The sequence below is a fragment of the Sphingomonas sp. CFBP 13728 genome (genome assembly GCF_014841895.1).
In the GTDB taxonomy this organism is placed as follows: domain Bacteria; phylum Pseudomonadota; class Alphaproteobacteria; order Sphingomonadales; family Sphingomonadaceae; genus Sphingomonas.
The window spans coordinates 372,258-388,814 of the sequence record NZ_JACYUS010000001.1; the positions used below are offsets into that span (position 1 = coordinate 372,258).

Consider the following 16,557-nt stretch of genomic DNA (forward strand, 5'->3'; position numbering starts at 1 on the left):
GATGGAGCTGATCCTGTTCCGACCCTAGCGCAGGAGGTATCCGACGTCGGGACTCGGAAAGCACGTACTCGCCGCTGTTCTCACGCGAGCGCGGCGGCATGCACGGCGATCTGCGCATCTTCCTGCGACGCGATCACACGGACGTCGAGTCCCGGTATCCAGGCCAGCCCGTCGCGAACCGCGCGGCCGGTGTGTCCGTCGTTCTCGCCGATGCCGCCCGTCAGCACGAGCATGTCTGCGCCGCCGAGCGAGGCGATCATCGCTGCGATCTGCTTGCACACCGATCGCTCGAACATCCGGATGGCGAGGTCGGCGTCTTTGGTCGCCGCAGCGCGCAGAACGCGCATGTCGCCGGACAGCCCCGAGATACCCGTCATCCCGGAAGCATGATCGACCAGCGTCGCCAGCGCCTTCGCGTCCAGCTCGGTTTCTCGCAGCAGGTACAGCAACACGCCGGGATCGATATCGCCCGTCCGCGTCGCCATCATCACGCCGCCGGACGGGGTCAGCCCCATGCTGGTATCGATCGATCGCCCATCGCGCACGGCGGTCACGCTCGCGCCGTTGCCGAGATGCGCGATCACCAGCCGTGCCGGCATGTCGCCGCCGAGTTGGCGGACGATCGACTCGCAGGACAGGCCGTGGAAGCCGTAGCGTCGCACGCCAGCCGCCTGGTATTCGCGCGGGATCGGCAGCGTCCGGGCGATGTCGGGCATGCCCGCATGGAACGCGGTATCGAAGCACGCGATCTGCGGCACGCGCGGATAGCGCGCCTCCGCGGCCCGGATCAGCGCCAGCGATGCAGGGCCGTGCAGCGGCGCGAACGCGCATGCCGCCTCCAGATCCGCCATTACCGTGTCGTCGATCCGGCAATGCGCGTCGCGGTGCGGGCCACCGTGGACGATCCGGTGACCGATCACCGTCGGCGTCGGCCGCCCCTTCAACGCGGTCTCGATCGTGTCGAAGAAGCGCCCATGATCGTCGCCATCATCGTCGGGCGTCTCGATCGTCCCGCCGACGAGCAGGACGGGCTCCGGATCGACCGCGTACAGCCCGTATTTGAGCGACGACGACCCGCTGTTGAGCGCGAGAACTACCGCGACCATTGCCAGTCACGCACCTCCAGCAAATCGTCGCCCTGCTCGGCGATGTAGAGCTTGTGCCGCTCCATCGTAGTCCAATACCGCGCCGTCTCGCGCGGCACACAATCGCGCAGCCGAGGCACGCGCTCGATCGCATCGAGCGCAAGCCGGTACCGGTCGAGATCGTTCAGCACGACCATGTCGAACGGCGTCGTCGTCGTCCCCATCTCCTTGTACCCGCGGACGTGGATATTGGCGTGGTTCGCGCGCCGGTAGGTCAGCTTGTGGATCATCGCCGGATAGCCGTGGAACGCGAAGATTACCGGCTTGTCCGCGGTGAACATCGCGTCGAACTCGCGTTCGTCGAGCCCGTGCGAATGCTCGGAGCGTGGCTGCAACACCATCAGGTCGACCACGTTGACCACCCGGATGCGGATATCGGGCACGTACGTACGCAGCATCGTCACCGCCGCCAGCGTCTCCAGCGTCGGCACGTCGCCCGCGCACGCCATCACCACGTCGGGGTCGGCGTCGTTACCCGCCCAGTCCCAGATCCCCGCGCCCGCGGTGCAGTGCCGCACCGCCGCGTCGATCCCGAGCCATTGCCACTCCGGCTGCTTCCCCGCGACGATCACGTTCACATAGCCGCGACTGCGCAGGCAGTGATCGCCGACCGACAACAGGCAGTTCGCATCGGGCGGCAGGTAAATCCGCGCGACGTCCGCGGTCTTGTTCGCGACGTGATCGATGAACCCCGGATCCTGATGCGACAGCCCGTTGTGATCCTGCCGCCAGACATGCGACGTCAGCAGGTAATTGAGCGACGCGATCGGCCGCCGCCACGGGATCGCCTTGGTCACCTTCAGCCACTTGGCATGCTGGTTGACCATCGAATCGACGATGTGGACGAACGCCTCGTAACACGAGAACAGCCCGTGCCGCCCGGTCAGCAGATACCCTTCGAGCCAACCCTGGCACAGATGCTCGCTCAGCACCTCCATCACGCGGCCGTCGGGCCCGAGATGCTCGTCGACCGCCTCGATCTCCGCCATCCACACCTTCCCCGACACGTCGTACACGTCGGCAAGCCGGTTCGACGCGGTCTCGTCCGGCCCGAACAGCCGGAAGTTCACGCTGGCCAGATTGAGCTTCATCACGTCGCGCAGATAGCGCCCAAGCACCCGCGTCGCCTCGGCCTTGACCTTGCCCGGCGCGTCCACCGCCACCGCGAACTCACGGAAATCGGGCAACGACAACGGCACCATCAGCTCGCCGCCATTGGCATGCGGGTTCGACCCCATCCGCCGATGCCCGGTCGGTGCGAGCGACGCATACTCCTCAAGGAACTTGCCCGTTTCGTCGAACAGCTCTTCGGGCCGGTAGCTCTGCATCCAGTCTTCGAGCTGGCGCAGATGCTCTGGATCCTTGAAGTCCGCGATCGGCACCTGATGCGCGCGCCACGTACCCTCGACCGGCTTGCCATCGACGAACTTCGGCCCGGTCCAGCCTTTCGGCGTGCGGAACACGACCATCGGCCAGCGCGGTCGTTCGGGCTTCACGCCCTCGATCCGCGCCGCCGCCTGGATCGCCTGGATCCGCGCCAGCGCCTTGTCGAGCGCGGCGGCAAGCTGTTGGTGGACCGCCGCCGGGTCGCTCCCGCCGACATAATAGGGCTCATGCCCATAGCCGCGCAGCAACGCGTCGAGCTCATGCCCGTCGATCCGCGCGAGGATCGTCGGGTTGGCGATCTTGAAGCCGTTGAGATGCAGGATCGGCAGCACCGCACCGTCGCGCGCGGGATTGAGGAACTTGTTCGAATGCCAGCTCGCCGCCAGCGCGCCGGTCTCCGCCTCGCCGTCGCCGACCACGCACGCGACGATCAGGTCGGGATTGTCGAACGCCGCGCCGTAAGCGTGCGCAAGCGAGTACCCGAGCTCGCCGCCTTCGTGCATCGATCCCGGCGTCTCGGGCGCAACATGACTCGGGATGCCACCCGGCCACGAGAATTGCCGGAACAGCCGGTGCATGCCGCTGCGGCTACGCTCGATCGCCGGGTAGCGTTCGGTGTACGAGCCCTCCAGATAGGTGTTGGCCACCAGCCCCGGCCCGCCATGCCCCGGCCCGATGATGTTGATCATGTCGAGGTCATGCTCGACGATCAGCCGGTTGAGATGGACGTACAGAAAGTTCAGCCCGGGCGTCGTCCCCCAATGCCCGAGCAGCCGCGGCTTGACGTCGGCGATCGTCAGCGGCCGATCGAGCAACGCATTGTCGCGCAGATAGATCTGCCCGACCGACAGGTAATTCGCCGCGCGCCAATAGGCGTCCATCCGGCGCAGCATGTCGTGGGACAGCGGGTGCGTCTTCGCAGGTGCCAGCGTTGCAGTATCGGCCATGTTCAGCTCCCGAAATCGAGGACGACGCGCGACGCGACCTGCCCGTGTTGCAGCCGGTCGAAGATGTCGTTGATCGCCGACAAGGGCTGCACTTCGATATCGGCCTTCACCTTGCCATCGGCAGCAAAGGCGAGCGCCTCCGCCATGTCCTTGCGCGTCCCGACGAACGACCCGCGCACCGTGATGCACTGCGCCACGACGTCGAACAGCGGCATCGGAAAGTCACCCGGCGGCAGGCCGACGAGCACGCACGTCCCCTTGCGCCGTGTCATCGCCACGCCCTGATTGAACGCGGTCAAGGAAGGCGCGGTGATCAGCACGCCGTGCGCGCCGCCCCCCGTCCCATCCTTCAGCGCCGCGATCGCGTCGGGCTCGCGCGCGTCGATCAACAGTTCCGCGCCAAGCGCCTTGGCATGGGCGAGCTTGCCCTCGTCGACATCGACAGCGGCAACGCGCAACCCCATCGCCTTGGCGTACTGCACTGCCAGATGCCCCAGACCGCCGACGCCCGAGATCGCGATCCACTCGCCCGGCTTCGCGCCGGTTTCCTTGATGCCCTTGTAGGTGGTGATCCCCGCACAGATGATCGGCGCTGCCTCGATCGCGGACAGGCCGGCGGGAATATGCGCGACGTAGTTCGGGTCGGCGAGGATATACTCCGCGAACCCGCCATTGCGCGTGTAGCCGCCGAACTCCGCCTCGGCGCACACGGTTTCCCACGCGGACAGGCAATATTCGCAATGCCCGCACGCGGAGTAAAGCCACGGCACGCCAACCCGGTCGCCAAGCTTCACGATCGTCACCCCCGCGCCGACCTCGACGACGATGCCGATGCCCTCATGCCCCGGAATGAACGGCGGCGTAGGTTTGACCGGCCAATCGCCGTGCGCGGCGTGCAGATCAGTGTGGCACACCCCGCATGCCTCGGTCTTGACGACGACTTGGCCCGGTCCGGCAACCGGCACCGGCCATTCGCGCAAGATCAGGGGTTTGCCGAACGCCTCGACGACGGCGGCTTGCATCATACGGGTCATGGAATTTCCTTGAAGATGCGGATGGATCAGCGTGCCATCCGGGCGACGAGCGCGGGATCGGCCAGCAAGGCCTCGTCCCCGAATGCGATCTGCGCGCAGGTCCGCTGTGCCTGGACGGCGACGTCGCGGAGATACTGGTCGGCGAACTGCTTGCGGAGGTCCTGCGTGATATGCGCGAACCGGCGATGCTCCTGCGATCGCATCCCGAACGCGTGGACGATATACTGATCGAAGACGCTGTTCAGCCCCTGCCCCTGGCCCTGTTCGTCGAGCCAGATCTTGCTGGCGGCCGACGTCGAGAAGCTGAGCAACCGCTTGCCGCCCAACAGATCGGTCCGCACCCGGCCTTGCAGCGCCTCCGGTTGCACACCCGCACCGAACACGCGCTCGACATAGCCCTTCAGCATCGCCGGCGGCGTCCCGAACCAGATCGGATAGACCAGCACGAACACGTCGCATCCGGAAATGGCATCCACCTCGTCGAGCACATCCTGCCCGTAGGCTGCTGCGACAGTCGTTGGCCGCTCCGCCGCCTTCAGCACCGGATCGAACCCGATCGCGTAGAGATCGCGCAGGACGACCACCTGTCCGGCCGCACGAACCGCGTCGCAATAGGCGACCGCGATCGCGTGATTGAAGCTCGACGGATCGGGGTGGCACAGGATCACCGCGTGCCGGCCTCCCGCTGCAGATCGCTCGTCGGACATCGTCGGCCTTTCCCTTCAGTACGCAGCGGACTCCACGGGATCGCGCACGAGCTTGCAGCGCGGTGATCCAAGGCGTCCGGGTAAGGTAGAACTACGCGATCGAGCGATTGCAGTTGACCCTCGGGAATTACGCACTCGTGCATCGAGGCGCGCTTGGCGAAAGGTTAACGAGACTATCGTGGCCGGTAACCAATTAGTGTCGCTGGCTCGAAACCGTCTGATGTCGCATCCGGATAACTTCGGCAAAACTCACGGGAATCTGTCGGAAAACTTGGGTTTTCTCTACATGTCTGAAAAATTGTAATTTATTTATGCACAAATGACGTAATTGTCTTGTGTCAAAGTTAGTTTCCAGACATATGTTAAGGACGCTTTGGGGTAAGCCATACACCGCGATTCTCGCGACCGACGACGTCCCAAGCTCTTACGCCTCATCATCTGTAGTGAGATGCAGTGCAACGCGATCACGTCGCGGCCCTGATCTTTACGAAGGCTTCGTCCTCGCTTCGGGCGCTCTACCCTCTACTCGAACGGCTCCCGCTGCTGCGGATGGGAGACCCGTGCCTTCCATCCGCGGTGACTTTCGAGGTGTTCATGTACAAGTCGACCCTTTGGGCGGCCGCGCTTGCGGCTGTGAGCCCGGCTGCCCTGCTGATTTCGACGCAATCGGCGCAGGCGCAGGTTCCCGTCGGGGCCGGTGGACAGCTCCAGCAGATCCCGCCCGTACCGTTGAACGAGACGCCCGCGCCCGACTTCGGCTTCGATCGGAAAGCGCCGGTCGTCGTTCCTGCCGCTGGTGGGCCGAAGACGCTCGTCCGGTCGCTGCGCGTGACCGGTGCGACGCTGTTTCCCGAGGCTGACCTGATCGCCGCGTCGGAGTTCACGCCGAACAGCGAGCTCGACCTGTCCGAACTGAAGACGCTCGCCGCGCGGATCACCGCCTATTACACGAGCCGCGGCTATTTCGTCGCGAACGCCTACCTCCCCGAGCAGGACGTGCAGAGCGGCGCGGTCACGATCGCAGTGCTGGAAGGGCATTTCGGCGCGATCGGGCTCAAGAACGAGTCGCGGCTGTCGGATAGCGTCGCAAACGGCATCCTCACCGGGCTCGACGTCGGCGATCCAGTCGCGGTCGCGCCGCTCGAACGCCGCCTGCTGATGCTGTCTGACCTGCCCGGCGTGCGCGTATCCTCGACGCTCAGCCCCGGCACCGCAGTCGGCACGTCCGACCTGCTGGTCGCGATCACCCCCGGCCAGAGCATCACCGGCAGCGTCGAGGCCGACAATGCCGGCAATCGCTACACCGGCGCGTACCGCGTCGGCGGCGTGGTCAACTGGAACAACCCGACGGGCTCGGGCGACGTGCTGAGCCTGCGCGCGCTGACCTCGTTCTCCGGGCTCGCCTACGGCCGCGCATCGTACCAGGCACCGATCGGGCAGGTCACGCTCGGCGTCGCGTTCGCGCATCTCGACTATTCGCTCGGCAAGGAATTCGACAGCCTCGACGGCAGCGGCAACGCCGACGTCGCCAGCGTCTATGCGAGCTATCCGCTGATCCGCTCGCGCGACAACAACCTGTACGTGACGCTCGGCGGCGACGTGAAATGGTTCGAGGACAAGATCGGCATCGTCGACGTCACGACCTATCGCCGTGCGCAGGTCGTCACCGCAGGGTTGAGCGGCGATGAGCACGACACGCTGCTCGGGGGCGGCTGGAGCGCGTATTCGCTGAGCTACTCGGTCGGCAATCTCGACATTCGCGGCGCGTTCGAGCGCTCGATCGATGCGCTGACCGCACGCACCGACGGCAGCTACGGGAAGGTGCAGTTCAGCTTCGCGCGGTTGCAGACGATCGCCGGGCCGCTGTCGCTGTTCGCGTCCGCGCGCGGGCAGATCGCGTTCAGCAACCTCGACATCTCCGAGAAGATGGAGCTGGGCGGCGCCTATGCCGTCCGCGCCTACCCAGAGGGCGAGGCTTACGGCGACCAGGGCTATGTCGCCACCGCCGAGGCGCGGCTGGCCTTGCCGCAGGTCGTGCCGGGTGCGCTCCAGCTGTTCGGGTTCGTCGATGTCGGCGAGGTCGATTTCGTCAAGCACACGTATTTCGACGGATCGAACCACGCGAAACGCAGCGCGTACGGCGCCGGCCTGAGCTGGGCGGGACCGTACGGGATCGCCGCCAGGGCGACTTACGCGCGGAAACTCGGCGATGCCGATGCGACGTCCGCCCCCGACAAGTCGGGCCGCGCCTGGTTCCAGCTCTCGAAGACCTTCTGAGCGCACCAGCACCCCACAAAAATTCAGCGGCCATCCGCCGCCACCGAGGATACCGCACATGACCCCCATCCCTTCGTCGATCAGAAACACCAGTCGCCCCGCTCCCACTGTCACGCGCATCAAGCGCGGCGGCTTGTTCGGCACGACCGGCCTCGCGCGGTTCGCGTGGCTGATCGGGTTCAGCCTCGCGGGCACGGTGGCGGCGCGTCCGGTCGAGGCGCAGACGCTCCCGACCGGCGGTGAGGTCGTCGCTGGCCAGGCGAGCATCGCGACCGGTACCAAGTCGCTGACCGTGACGCAGACCAGCGACCGCGCGGCGATCAACTGGCAGTCCTTCTCGATCGGCAAAGGCAAGAGCGTCGTCTTCGACCAGCCCAACAGCAGTTCGGTCGCATTGAACCGCGTGCTCGGCACCGATCCGTCGGTCATCCTCGGCAATCTGTCGGCGAACGGGAAGGTGTTCCTGGTCAACGCGAACGGCATCCTGTTCGGCCAGACCGCCAACGTGAACGTCGGTGGCTTGGTCGCCTCGACGCTTAACATCTCCGATGCCGATTTCCTCGCGGGGAAGAACAGTTTCGCGGGGACGAGCGGCGCGTCGGTCCAGAACGATGGCAAGATCACCGCGAAGGGCGGCTACGTCGCGTTGCTGGGCGCAAACGTCGGCAACAGCGGGACGATCAAGGCGAATTTCGGCAGCGTCGTGCTCGCGGGTGGCGAGGCGATCACGCTCGATGTCGCGGGTGACGGGCTGCTCAACGTCGCGGTCGACAAGGGTGCGGTCGGCGCGCTGGTGCGTAACGGCGGGCTGATCCGCGCCGACGGCGGCAAGGTCGTGATGACCGCGCAAGGCGCTGGCGACCTGCTCCATACCGCGGTCAACAACACCGGCATCGTCGAGGCGCGGACGTTGCAGAACCGCGGCGGCACGATCCTGCTGCTCGGCGACATGAAGACCGGCACCGTCACCGTCAGCGGCGAACTCGATGCGAGCGCACCCGTCGGCGGCAATGGCGGCTTCATCGAGACGTCGGCGGCCACCGTCAACGTCGCCGATAGCGCCAAGGTCTCGACCTTCGCGCGGTCCGGCCTGACCGGCATGTGGTTGATCGATCCGCAGGATTACGTGATCGGCGCGGGCGGCAACATTTCGGGCGCTACGCTGTCGGCGCAGCTCGTCACGACCAGCATCACGATCAGCACGATCCCCGCGGCGGGCGACACGACCACCGGCAACGGCGATATCTTCGTCAATGATGCGGTCGCGTGGACCGCGTCGGGCGTGCCGACGACGCTGACGATGAACGCCTTTCGCGACGTCAACATCAACGCGCCGATCACCGCGACCAACGGCAACATCGTCGCGTGCTGCGGCCGCGACGTGAACGTCAACGCGGACCTGACCACGACCAACGGCAGCATCCTGCTCAACGCCGGGCGCAACGTACAGGTGTTCCACGCGATCACGACGACCGACGGCAACATCGCCTTGTGCGCAGGCCATGACGTGATGATCGACGCGGCGGTCACGCTAACTCGCGGCACGACAATTCCGGCGCAGAGCCTCGGCCTGCCGGTAGGCCTCACGCTGATCGCTGGGTCGGACGGCACCGGGCCGGGCGTCAACGGCGGCACGATCGTGTTCTCCGCGCTGTCGCCGCCGACCACCGTCACCGCGGCGCCGGTGTCGATCAATTACAACCCGGTTTCGTACACCACGCCGACCGACTTCTCGACCGAGTTCGTCCTGACCGAAGGCGCAGCGATCACCCAGCGGATGCTGCTGTTCCCGACCGCGCAGAAGGTCGCCGACGGCACCAATGCGGCGGTCTTGAGCGGGTTCAACACCAACGGCACCTCGGGCACGCCGACCGGCGTATCGCTGGTCGCCGGCCCGAACGCGACCGCGACGTTCGACAGCACCGGCGAAGGCACCGGCATCGGCGTCAGCTTCAGCGGCTACACGCTGACCGGCGCGAACGGGGACCAATACGCGCTGGCAAGCTCGTGCTGCGTCGCCGGGTTCCGGACGACCGGGACGATCACGGCTGCGGCACCTGCTCCAGCGCCTGCTCCCGCACCGGCGCCCGCCCCAGCGCCGGCACCAGCGCCCGCCCCGGCTCCAGCACCCGCTCCGGCGCCTGCCCCGGCACCAGCGCCCGCCCCGGCACCAGCGCCCGCCCCAGCTCCGGCTCCAGCTCCGGCGCCTGCCCCGGCACCAGCGCCCGCTCCGGCTCCAGCACCCGCCCCGGCACCAGCGCCCGCCCCGGCTCCAGCACCCGCCCCGGCACCAGCGCCCGCCCCGGCTCCAGCACCCGCCCCGGCTCCAGCGCCCGCTCCAGCGCCAGCTCCAGCGCCTGCCCCGGCTCCAGCTCCAGCTCCAGCTCCAGCTCCGGCCCCAACGCCAACGCCAACGCCAACGCCAACGCCGACGCCGACGCCGACGCCGACGCCCCCGGTCGTGCCGCAGCTTCCCAACGCGACAAGGCCGATTATCGAGGTCCCGCCCGTTCGCGTCCGCGTGCCAAATCCGCCGCCGATCGAGATCGTCGACGGCGGTGTGACGCCGCCCACGCCCGATCGCCCTGGAATCGTCAGGGTGGAAATGCCCGAGGGCAGCCCCCCGGTCGGCACCACGCTCGTCCCGCCGGCCCCGACGCCACCTACACCACCGACGCAGAACGTCACCGTGCCGCCCGTGCCGACGCCACCCGCCAAACCCACGGTTCCGGTCTACCCCCGCAAGCAGGCGCGAAACTGATGAGACCGTTGCACCAGCGAGGCCTCGCCTCGCTGGTCTTCGCGATCACGATCAGTGTTTCCTCCGCAAACGCCGCACCAGCCAGCGTCTCAAAGCAGGCGGATAAGGGCGCGCCGACAGCGGCGTCGTCCGTCGGCGCAGAGATCGTCCAATTCCAAGGCGAAGCGACCTCGCGCGATGCGCGCGATACGGCCAACTGGGTGACGACCTCGCACGACAATCGCGGTTTGCCGTTCATCGTCATCGACAAGGTGAATGCCAAGGTCCTGGCGTTCGATGGCAAGGGCTCGCTTCGGGGTGCTTCCCCCGCCCTGCTCGGCTTGGCGCGCAGCGATGCCAGCGTACCCGGTATCGGGCATCGGAAGCTGGCGACGATCACGCCGGCCGAGCGCACCACGCCCGCGGGTCGTTTCCAGGCATCGCTCGGCAACGATTTCGACCAGGATATATTATGGGTCGATTACGATGCCGCGCTCTCGCTGCACCGCGTCATCGCCGGCCGGCCTCAGGATCACCGTGCCGCGCGACTTGCGTCCGCATCGCCGGACGACAACCGGATTTCGTACGGCTGCATCAACGTGCCCGCCAAATTCTACGACGACGTCGTGAAGCCGCTGTTCACCGAGACTGTCGGGATCGTCTACATTCTTCCCGAAACCAAGCCGTTACGCAGCGTCTTTGCAGTTCCGGACTAAGTAACCGGACCGAGCCGAACCAGTCCTCGACCGGCTCAGCCCCAGGGCCGTTCGCGATACCATTTGGTCAGGACGTATTTCGTGCCCTGTTCGACGGGCATGCCCTGATGCAGCGATCCCGGATTCGGACGCCCCAGCTCGTCCATGTTGTTCCAGATCACCAGATTGCCCGCTTTCGGTGCGATCATCACGCCCGCGGTCGGGAAGTTCGTGCGGCCGCCCGCTTCGGGCTCGTTGAGGAACGTCATCGCCGACCAGGTCCGCTGACCACCGATCGGCACCTGATTTCGCCAATACAGCTGGCCGGTATCGAAATAGTCGTGATGTGGCTTGAACTCTTGTCCCACCGCGTAGCGCTGGCCCTGCAGCGCCTCGCCGAACCGCGGTTCGAGCCCCGTCAGCGCATCTAACTTAGTCTCCACCGCCGTCACGGGACCAGGCCCGGCGTACAGGTAACAGGTCTCGCTGGTGCGCGACAAAGGAACCGGGTTGTCGGCAACTACGGGTGATGGCACGCGATTGTCATCGATCAGCGCTATCAGTGCATCGCATTCTTCGACCGACAGGAAGTTACGGACGATATACAGCTCGACACTGTTCGCCGGGATGCGGACGGCATCGGGATAGCACGCGATCCGTTCGCGAACGCCGATCGCAGAGTCGGCACGGGTGAGCGCCTCCATCTGACCATCACGAAGATCAAGCGCGTTCAATCGCGCGGATATCAACGACGTGTTACCGGAAACATCGGTCGGCCACGCGCCAGTATTGAGAAATTCCGACATCTTTTCACTGCCTTAGTCATCGCATTTCGACCAGAGCGATAGCCTACATTCCTATCATGGATTTATATTTTTAGTAGATGCATCTTTCGGCTCTAACGTACGTTTATCTTATACGACCAACATAGGTTAGGCCGGTTGAGCGAATTTTTCGCGACCACCCCGCCCTGATGGATGCGCTAAGTCGCACCAGACCGAAGAGTTCGGGAACATCCCATGCTCCGCTGCCGGCGAGAGCGACGGGTGACGCGATTTAACGGACATCGGCGGAGACCTATCATGCAACCGATATTTTCGGCAGGTGCGGAATCGATATTTCGTACGCTGCGAGCAGCAACGCCTACCATCACGTCGCGTATCAAGCGACGTGATACCCTGCGGTTCGTACCAGAACCGTCGGCCGATGATATCTTCTACCCGGTAGCGCTCGGCCTAGTTGCCGCCCTGCTGCTCTCGCTGCTCCTCTGGGCCGGGCTTCTGTTCCTGTACCTCAGATAGTGCAGCCCGACCTGTAGTCAGGTCGCCGCCGTCCATCGGCGCGCAATTCCCAAAATTCCTCCGACACGTCCTCGCGGTCCGCGGGGCCAGGATCGTCATGTTCAAAAACATTCTCGCGTGCGCGGCGGCGTCGTTGCTGGCGCTCGCTCCCCACCCTGCGGCTGCGCAGCGTCTTATCCTGCCAGGCGCTCTGCTGCTGGCCGGTTACCGCGCGACCTGTGGTCCGGTCGACACGATGATCAAGCCGATCGACGATATCGCAGCGGCCTATCGTGGACGGATCATCCTTCACCCCCGCGTCCTCAATCTGCCCCGCGCACAGCAGCTCTTCTGGTATACGCATGAATGCGCGCATCAGATATTCGGTCCGGGTGAGGCCGCTGCGGACTGCTGGTCGGTTCAGCAGGGCAAGATCCAGGGTTGGCTGTCGCGAGATGAGCTCGGCAAACTCGAAAACTCGATGCGTGGGTTTCCCGGCGACGCGGCGCACGCCGATGGTCCGACCCGGATCGCTTACATGCAGCAATGCTTTTCGCGCTAAACCCGCACTTGTAAAAATCGACCGACCGCAGGCATCGGAAAGCTGCCGGATCAGCCGGCCGCAATGCCCCCTCGGCGAACGACGCGCTCCAAAATCGCAAGCGGCATCGCGCCCTGGAGCAGGACGGCGTGGAATTGCTTCAACGAGAAGCCCGGCTTTTTCTCCGCTTCGGCACGCAGGCGAGTCCAGACGGTATGGCCGATCTTGTAGCTGCACGCCTGCCCCGGCCAAACCGTGTAGCGATCGATTTCGCCCTGGCTTCGTCCCCGTGCGATACCCGTAGTGGCGATCAGATAGTCGGTCGCTCGCTCGCGGCTCCAGCGCTTGGCATGCATGCCGCTGTCCACGACGAGCCGCGTCGCGCGGAACAGCAGCGACTGGAGATATCCGACCTGCCCCAGCGGATCGCCTTCATACATCCCCATCTCGTCGGCGAGCTGCTCGGCATACAAGGCCCAGCCTTCGGAATAGCCGCTGAAAAATCCGCGGCGGCGGATCAACGGAATTTCAGCGCTTTCGAGCGCGAGGCTCACCTGAAGATGATGACCCGGTACGGCCTCATGATGCGTCAGCGTCGCAAGACCGAATTTCGGACGATCGAAGGTGTCGCGCAGATTTATGTAGTAGATCGCGGGTCGCGATCCGTCGAGCGACGCATTCTGGTAATACCCACCAGGTGCACCGGCCTGGATGGTCGGCGGCACGCGGCGAACCTCGACCGGCGCCTTGGGCAGGCTTGCGAACGCCTCGGGCAGGCGGGCCTGCATCGCGACGATCTGGCGGTTGAGATGCGCCAGCAACGCATCGCGGCCGGCGTCGGTGTTCGGATAGAGCTGGTCGGGTCGCTGGTTGAGCGCGACCAGCCGTTCGCCGACGCTGCCCTTGGTCATGCCCTGCGCCTTCAGGATCGTGTCGATCCGCGCACCGATTTCGGCAACCTGCGCCAGCCCCAGACGGTGGATCTCGTCACCGCTCATCGCCACCGTTGTCGCGGCCTCCGTTGCGGCGGTATAATAGGCATCGCCGTCGGGCAAGCGCCAGCAGCCTGCGTCGTGCACCGCCTTGCCGCGGAGTTCGGCGACCAGCGCGCGCTGACGTTCCAGCGCTGGAAAGACGTCGCGCTGCACGATCGTCGTCGCCTTCGCGACGCGCTCGGGCGGAAGATTGGCGGCCTTCAGTTTGGCGGCGAAACTTGCGACCATCACCGTCTGATCCGCCGGACGCTCCATCGCACTACCGAGCTGCTTCAGCGTGGTGTCGAGAATATAGTCGGGCGCGAACACGCCGCGCGCCGCATCGCTGCGTTGCCGCCTTGTGCTGTCGTCGATCGCTTTCGGGAACGCCGAGAGCCGCTCGATATAGGCGTCGGCCTCGTCCGCGTCGCGCACGCGCGTCTGCGATTCGAGGAAATCGGGCACGTCGCGGTAAGGACCGGTCAACTGGCTCAGGACATAAGGCGCAAACCGACCGAGACTATCGCCGTACGTGAAGCGCTCGGCGCCGGCCACTGCACGGGTCAGCTGATAGCTCACGACCTCGTAATCCAGCGCCGCGGCCGGCGAGAGACCATGCGCGCCGAACGATCGGAGCTCAGCCAGTTCTGCCTTGGCACGCGCAAGATCGTCCGCCTGTCCGGCCGACGACTGATCGTCGAGCTTGGATTTCAGTGCGGAGCGGCTGCCGCTATCCAACCCAAGCCGGGTCGCCTGCTCGGGCGAGGCATCGAGCCGCGCGTAGAAGAACCGGTCGAGTATCGTGCGAAGCGCCGTATTGCGATCGGCAGTGGCCGCCTCGGCCCGGATCGGCAGCGCGCCGACCACGGACGCAGCGGTCGCGCTCGCGAGAAATTTACGGCGATGCATATCCACTCCTTCGATCAACTGTCGTGCAGCCTATCGGGTACGCACACAGAAAGCATCCCGTCCAAACATGCCGGAATCGCGATGGGATACATCGCAGAGCGCGTCGTTCGCGGCGGCCGCTTGCCGAAGTCTCATAACGACAATCGGCGGCATCGATCCGGTTGGTAACCGGGCCGACACCGCCGTGGTGTTACGTCGCTGTTTCGATCGTCACGATCGGATCATGTCTCCTCAGCTATGCAGCGAACGACGGAACGTCTCTGGCAGGAATACGAGACCGACAACCGCCGTCACTGCGCAGGCGAGGATCGGATACCAGAGCCCGTAATAGATATCCCCCGTCGCCGCGACCATCGCGAACGCCGCGGTCGGCAGGAACCCGCCGAACCAGCCATTGCCGATATGATAGGGCAGCGACATCGACGTGTAGCGGATCCGCGTCGGGAACAGCTCGACCAGCAGCGCGGCGATTGGGCCGTAGACCATCGTCACGTACAGCACCAGCAGGACGAGGATCGCGACGACCATCGGCTTGTTGATCTGCGCCGGGTCCGCCTTTTCAGGGTAGCCGACCGCAGTCAGTGCAGCTTTCACCTCGCCACCGAATGTCTTGATCGCAGCAGCCTTTTCAGGCCCCGATACCACCGCCGGGTTGACGACCGGGATGGTCGCGCCGCCGATATGGATCTGCGCGACGGTGCCCGCAGGTGCGATCACGTTGGCGTACGAGATGCCGGCCTTCGCCAGATACGCCTTGGCGATGTCGCACGAGCTGCTGTCGAACTTGTTCTTGCCGACCGGATCGAACTGCACCGAACACTCGTCGGGATTGGCGACGACGGTTACCGGCGAATTGGCCTGCGCGGCATAGAGCGCCGGGTTGGCGGCCTTCGACAGCGCATGGAACAGCGGCATGTACGTCAGTGCGGCGAGCGCACAGCCGGTCAGGATGATGTATTTCCGCCCGATCTTGTCCGACAACCAGCCGAAGAAGATGAACGCCGGCGTGGCGATCAACAGTGCGATAGCGATCAGGATGTTAGTGGTCGGCCCGTCGACGCGCAGGTTCTTCTCGAGGAAGAACAACGCGTAGAACTGGCTGGTGTAGAACACGACGCCCTGGCCGACGACCGCACCGAACAGCGCGATCAGCACGACCTTGAGGTTGCTCCACTGCCCGAATGCCTCGGTCAGCGGCGCCTTCGAGGTCTTGCCCTCGTCCTTCATCTTCTGGAACACCGGGCTCTCTTCGAGCTGCATGCGGATCCAGAGCGACACGGCGAGCAGCGCGATCGAGACGATGAACGGGATGCGCCAGCCCCATGCCGCGAATGCCTCTTCGCCCACCAGCGTACGTACGCCGATGACGATCAGCAGCGCCGCGAACAGGCCGAGCGAGGCGGTGGTCTGAATGAAGCTGGTGAACAGCCCGCGTTTCTTGTCGGGCGCATGCTCTGCGACATAGGTCGCGGCACCACCATATTCGCCGCCGAGCGCGAGGCCCTGCAACAGGCGCAGCACGACCAGCGCGATCGGCGCGGCGACGCCGACCGACGCGTAGCTTGGCAGCAGGCCGACCAGGAAGGTCGACAGGCCCATGATCGCCATCGTCACGAGGAACGTGTTCTTGCGCCCGACGACATCGCCGATCCGTCCAAACACGAGCGCGCCGAACGGCCGCACCGCGAATCCGGCCGCGAACGCCGCGAGCGCGAAGATGAACCCGGTCGTTTCGTTGACGCCCGAGAAGAACTGCGCGGTGATGATCGTCGCCAGCAGGCCGTAGAGATAGAAGTCATACCATTCGAACACCGCGCCGAGCGACGACGCGATGATGATGAGCGGCTGGCTCTGCTTCACATGCCCGAGGGGCGAAGCATCCCCTGTTGTAGTCGCCATGGCGGTATCCTCTCAAATGGAGC

Annotated in this window: 11 protein-coding genes; 4 read left to right on the forward strand and 7 right to left on the reverse strand. The window is 65.4% G+C overall.

The features are described from left to right. Window positions 1-80 precede the first annotated feature (80 nt). Genes IFT67_RS01555 through IFT67_RS01570 form a run of 4 tightly spaced genes read right to left on the reverse strand, consistent with a single transcriptional unit; the run spans window position 81 to window position 5,219 of the window. Window positions 81-1,106, reverse strand: a complete 1,026-nt coding sequence (locus tag IFT67_RS01555; RefSeq protein WP_192144784.1) for an acetate/propionate family kinase — start codon at window positions 1,104-1,106, stop codon at window positions 81-83. After that, window positions 1,094-3,478 (reverse strand): phosphoketolase family protein, encoded by a 2,385-nt coding sequence (locus IFT67_RS01560; RefSeq protein WP_192144785.1) that lies wholly within the window; start codon window positions 3,476-3,478, stop codon window positions 1,094-1,096. The genes IFT67_RS01555 and IFT67_RS01560 overlap by 13 nt, the downstream gene beginning before the upstream one ends. A gap of 2 nt (window positions 3,479-3,480) precedes the next feature. Next, window positions 3,481-4,512 carry an alcohol dehydrogenase AdhP gene (gene adhP, locus IFT67_RS01565; protein ID WP_192144786.1) on the reverse strand — a complete coding sequence of 344 codons (1,032 nt, stop codon included), beginning with the start codon at window positions 4,510-4,512 and terminating at the stop codon, window positions 3,481-3,483. A gap of 26 nt (window positions 4,513-4,538) precedes the next feature. Beyond that, entirely contained in the window at window positions 4,539-5,219 is a 681-nt protein-coding gene (locus tag IFT67_RS01570) for an NAD(P)H-dependent oxidoreductase (RefSeq protein ID WP_192144787.1), read from the reverse strand. Between the two features lie 594 nt (window positions 5,220-5,813). Here IFT67_RS01570 and IFT67_RS01575 point away from each other — a divergent pair. Genes IFT67_RS01575 through IFT67_RS01585 form a run of 3 tightly spaced genes read left to right on the forward strand, consistent with a single transcriptional unit; the run spans window position 5,814 to window position 10,952 of the window. Continuing rightward, window positions 5,814-7,496: a ShlB/FhaC/HecB family hemolysin secretion/activation protein gene (locus tag IFT67_RS01575; protein WP_192144788.1), complete on the forward strand. Its 1,683-nt coding sequence runs from the start codon at window positions 5,814-5,816 to the stop codon at window positions 7,494-7,496. Between the two features lie 58 nt (window positions 7,497-7,554). Beyond that, complete coding sequence (locus tag IFT67_RS01580) at window positions 7,555-10,257, forward strand: two-partner secretion domain-containing protein (RefSeq protein ID WP_192144789.1); 2,703 nt, start codon at window positions 7,555-7,557, stop codon at window positions 10,255-10,257. Next, window positions 10,257-10,952 (forward strand): L,D-transpeptidase, encoded by a 696-nt coding sequence (locus IFT67_RS01585; protein WP_197982885.1) that lies wholly within the window; start codon window positions 10,257-10,259, stop codon window positions 10,950-10,952. The genes IFT67_RS01580 and IFT67_RS01585 overlap by 1 nt, the downstream gene beginning before the upstream one ends. 35 nt (window positions 10,953-10,987) lie before the next feature. Here the strand turns inward: IFT67_RS01585 and IFT67_RS01590 are convergent, their stop codons facing one another. Beyond that, on the reverse strand, window positions 10,988-11,737 hold the full coding sequence (locus tag IFT67_RS01590) for a prolyl hydroxylase family protein (protein ID WP_244647128.1): 750 nt from the start codon (window positions 11,735-11,737) through the stop codon (window positions 10,988-10,990). 592 nt (window positions 11,738-12,329) lie between these two features. Between IFT67_RS01590 and IFT67_RS01595 the strand changes: the two genes are divergently transcribed. Further along, window positions 12,330-12,773, forward strand: a complete 444-nt coding sequence (locus IFT67_RS01595) for a hypothetical protein (RefSeq protein ID WP_192144790.1) — start codon at window positions 12,330-12,332, stop codon at window positions 12,771-12,773. Window positions 12,774-12,823: 50 nt separating this feature from the next. On the opposite strand, the gene IFT67_RS01600 is transcribed toward IFT67_RS01595, so the two are convergent. Together IFT67_RS01600 and IFT67_RS01605 are read right to left on the reverse strand one after the other, a co-directional pair. Further along, entirely contained in the window at window positions 12,824-14,635 is a 1,812-nt protein-coding gene (locus IFT67_RS01600; RefSeq protein WP_192144791.1) for a DUF885 domain-containing protein, read from the reverse strand. Between the two features lie 231 nt (window positions 14,636-14,866). Next, entirely contained in the window at window positions 14,867-16,534 is a 1,668-nt protein-coding gene (locus tag IFT67_RS01605; protein WP_107962140.1) for an MFS transporter, read from the reverse strand. Window positions 16,535-16,557 lie beyond the last annotated feature (23 nt).

Bases quoted from the DNA above. Each gene is read 5' to 3' on its own strand.
- IFT67_RS01555 (WP_192144784.1), bottom strand. From the start codon at position 1,106: ATGGTCGCGGTAGTTCTCGCGCTCAACAGCGGGTCGTCGTCGCTCAAA.
- IFT67_RS01560 (WP_192144785.1), bottom strand. From the start codon at position 3,478: ATGGCCGATACTGCAACGCTGGCACCTGCGAAGACGCACCCGCTGTCC.
- adhP (WP_192144786.1), bottom strand. From the start codon at position 4,512: ATGACCCGTATGATGCAAGCCGCCGTCGTCGAGGCGTTCGGCAAACCC.
- IFT67_RS01570 (WP_192144787.1), bottom strand. From the start codon at position 5,219: ATGTCCGACGAGCGATCTGCAGCGGGAGGCCGGCACGCGGTGATCCTG.
- IFT67_RS01575 (WP_192144788.1), top strand. From the start codon at position 5,814: ATGTACAAGTCGACCCTTTGGGCGGCCGCGCTTGCGGCTGTGAGCCCG.
- IFT67_RS01580 (WP_192144789.1), top strand. From the start codon at position 7,555: ATGACCCCCATCCCTTCGTCGATCAGAAACACCAGTCGCCCCGCTCCC.
- IFT67_RS01585 (WP_197982885.1), top strand. From the start codon at position 10,257: ATGAGACCGTTGCACCAGCGAGGCCTCGCCTCGCTGGTCTTCGCGATC.
- IFT67_RS01590 (WP_244647128.1), bottom strand. From the start codon at position 11,737: ATGTCGGAATTTCTCAATACTGGCGCGTGGCCGACCGATGTTTCCGGT.
- IFT67_RS01595 (WP_192144790.1), top strand. From the start codon at position 12,330: ATGTTCAAAAACATTCTCGCGTGCGCGGCGGCGTCGTTGCTGGCGCTC.
- IFT67_RS01600 (WP_192144791.1), bottom strand. From the start codon at position 14,635: ATGCATCGCCGTAAATTTCTCGCGAGCGCGACCGCTGCGTCCGTGGTC.
- IFT67_RS01605 (WP_107962140.1), bottom strand. From the start codon at position 16,534: ATGGCGACTACAACAGGGGATGCTTCGCCCCTCGGGCATGTGAAGCAG.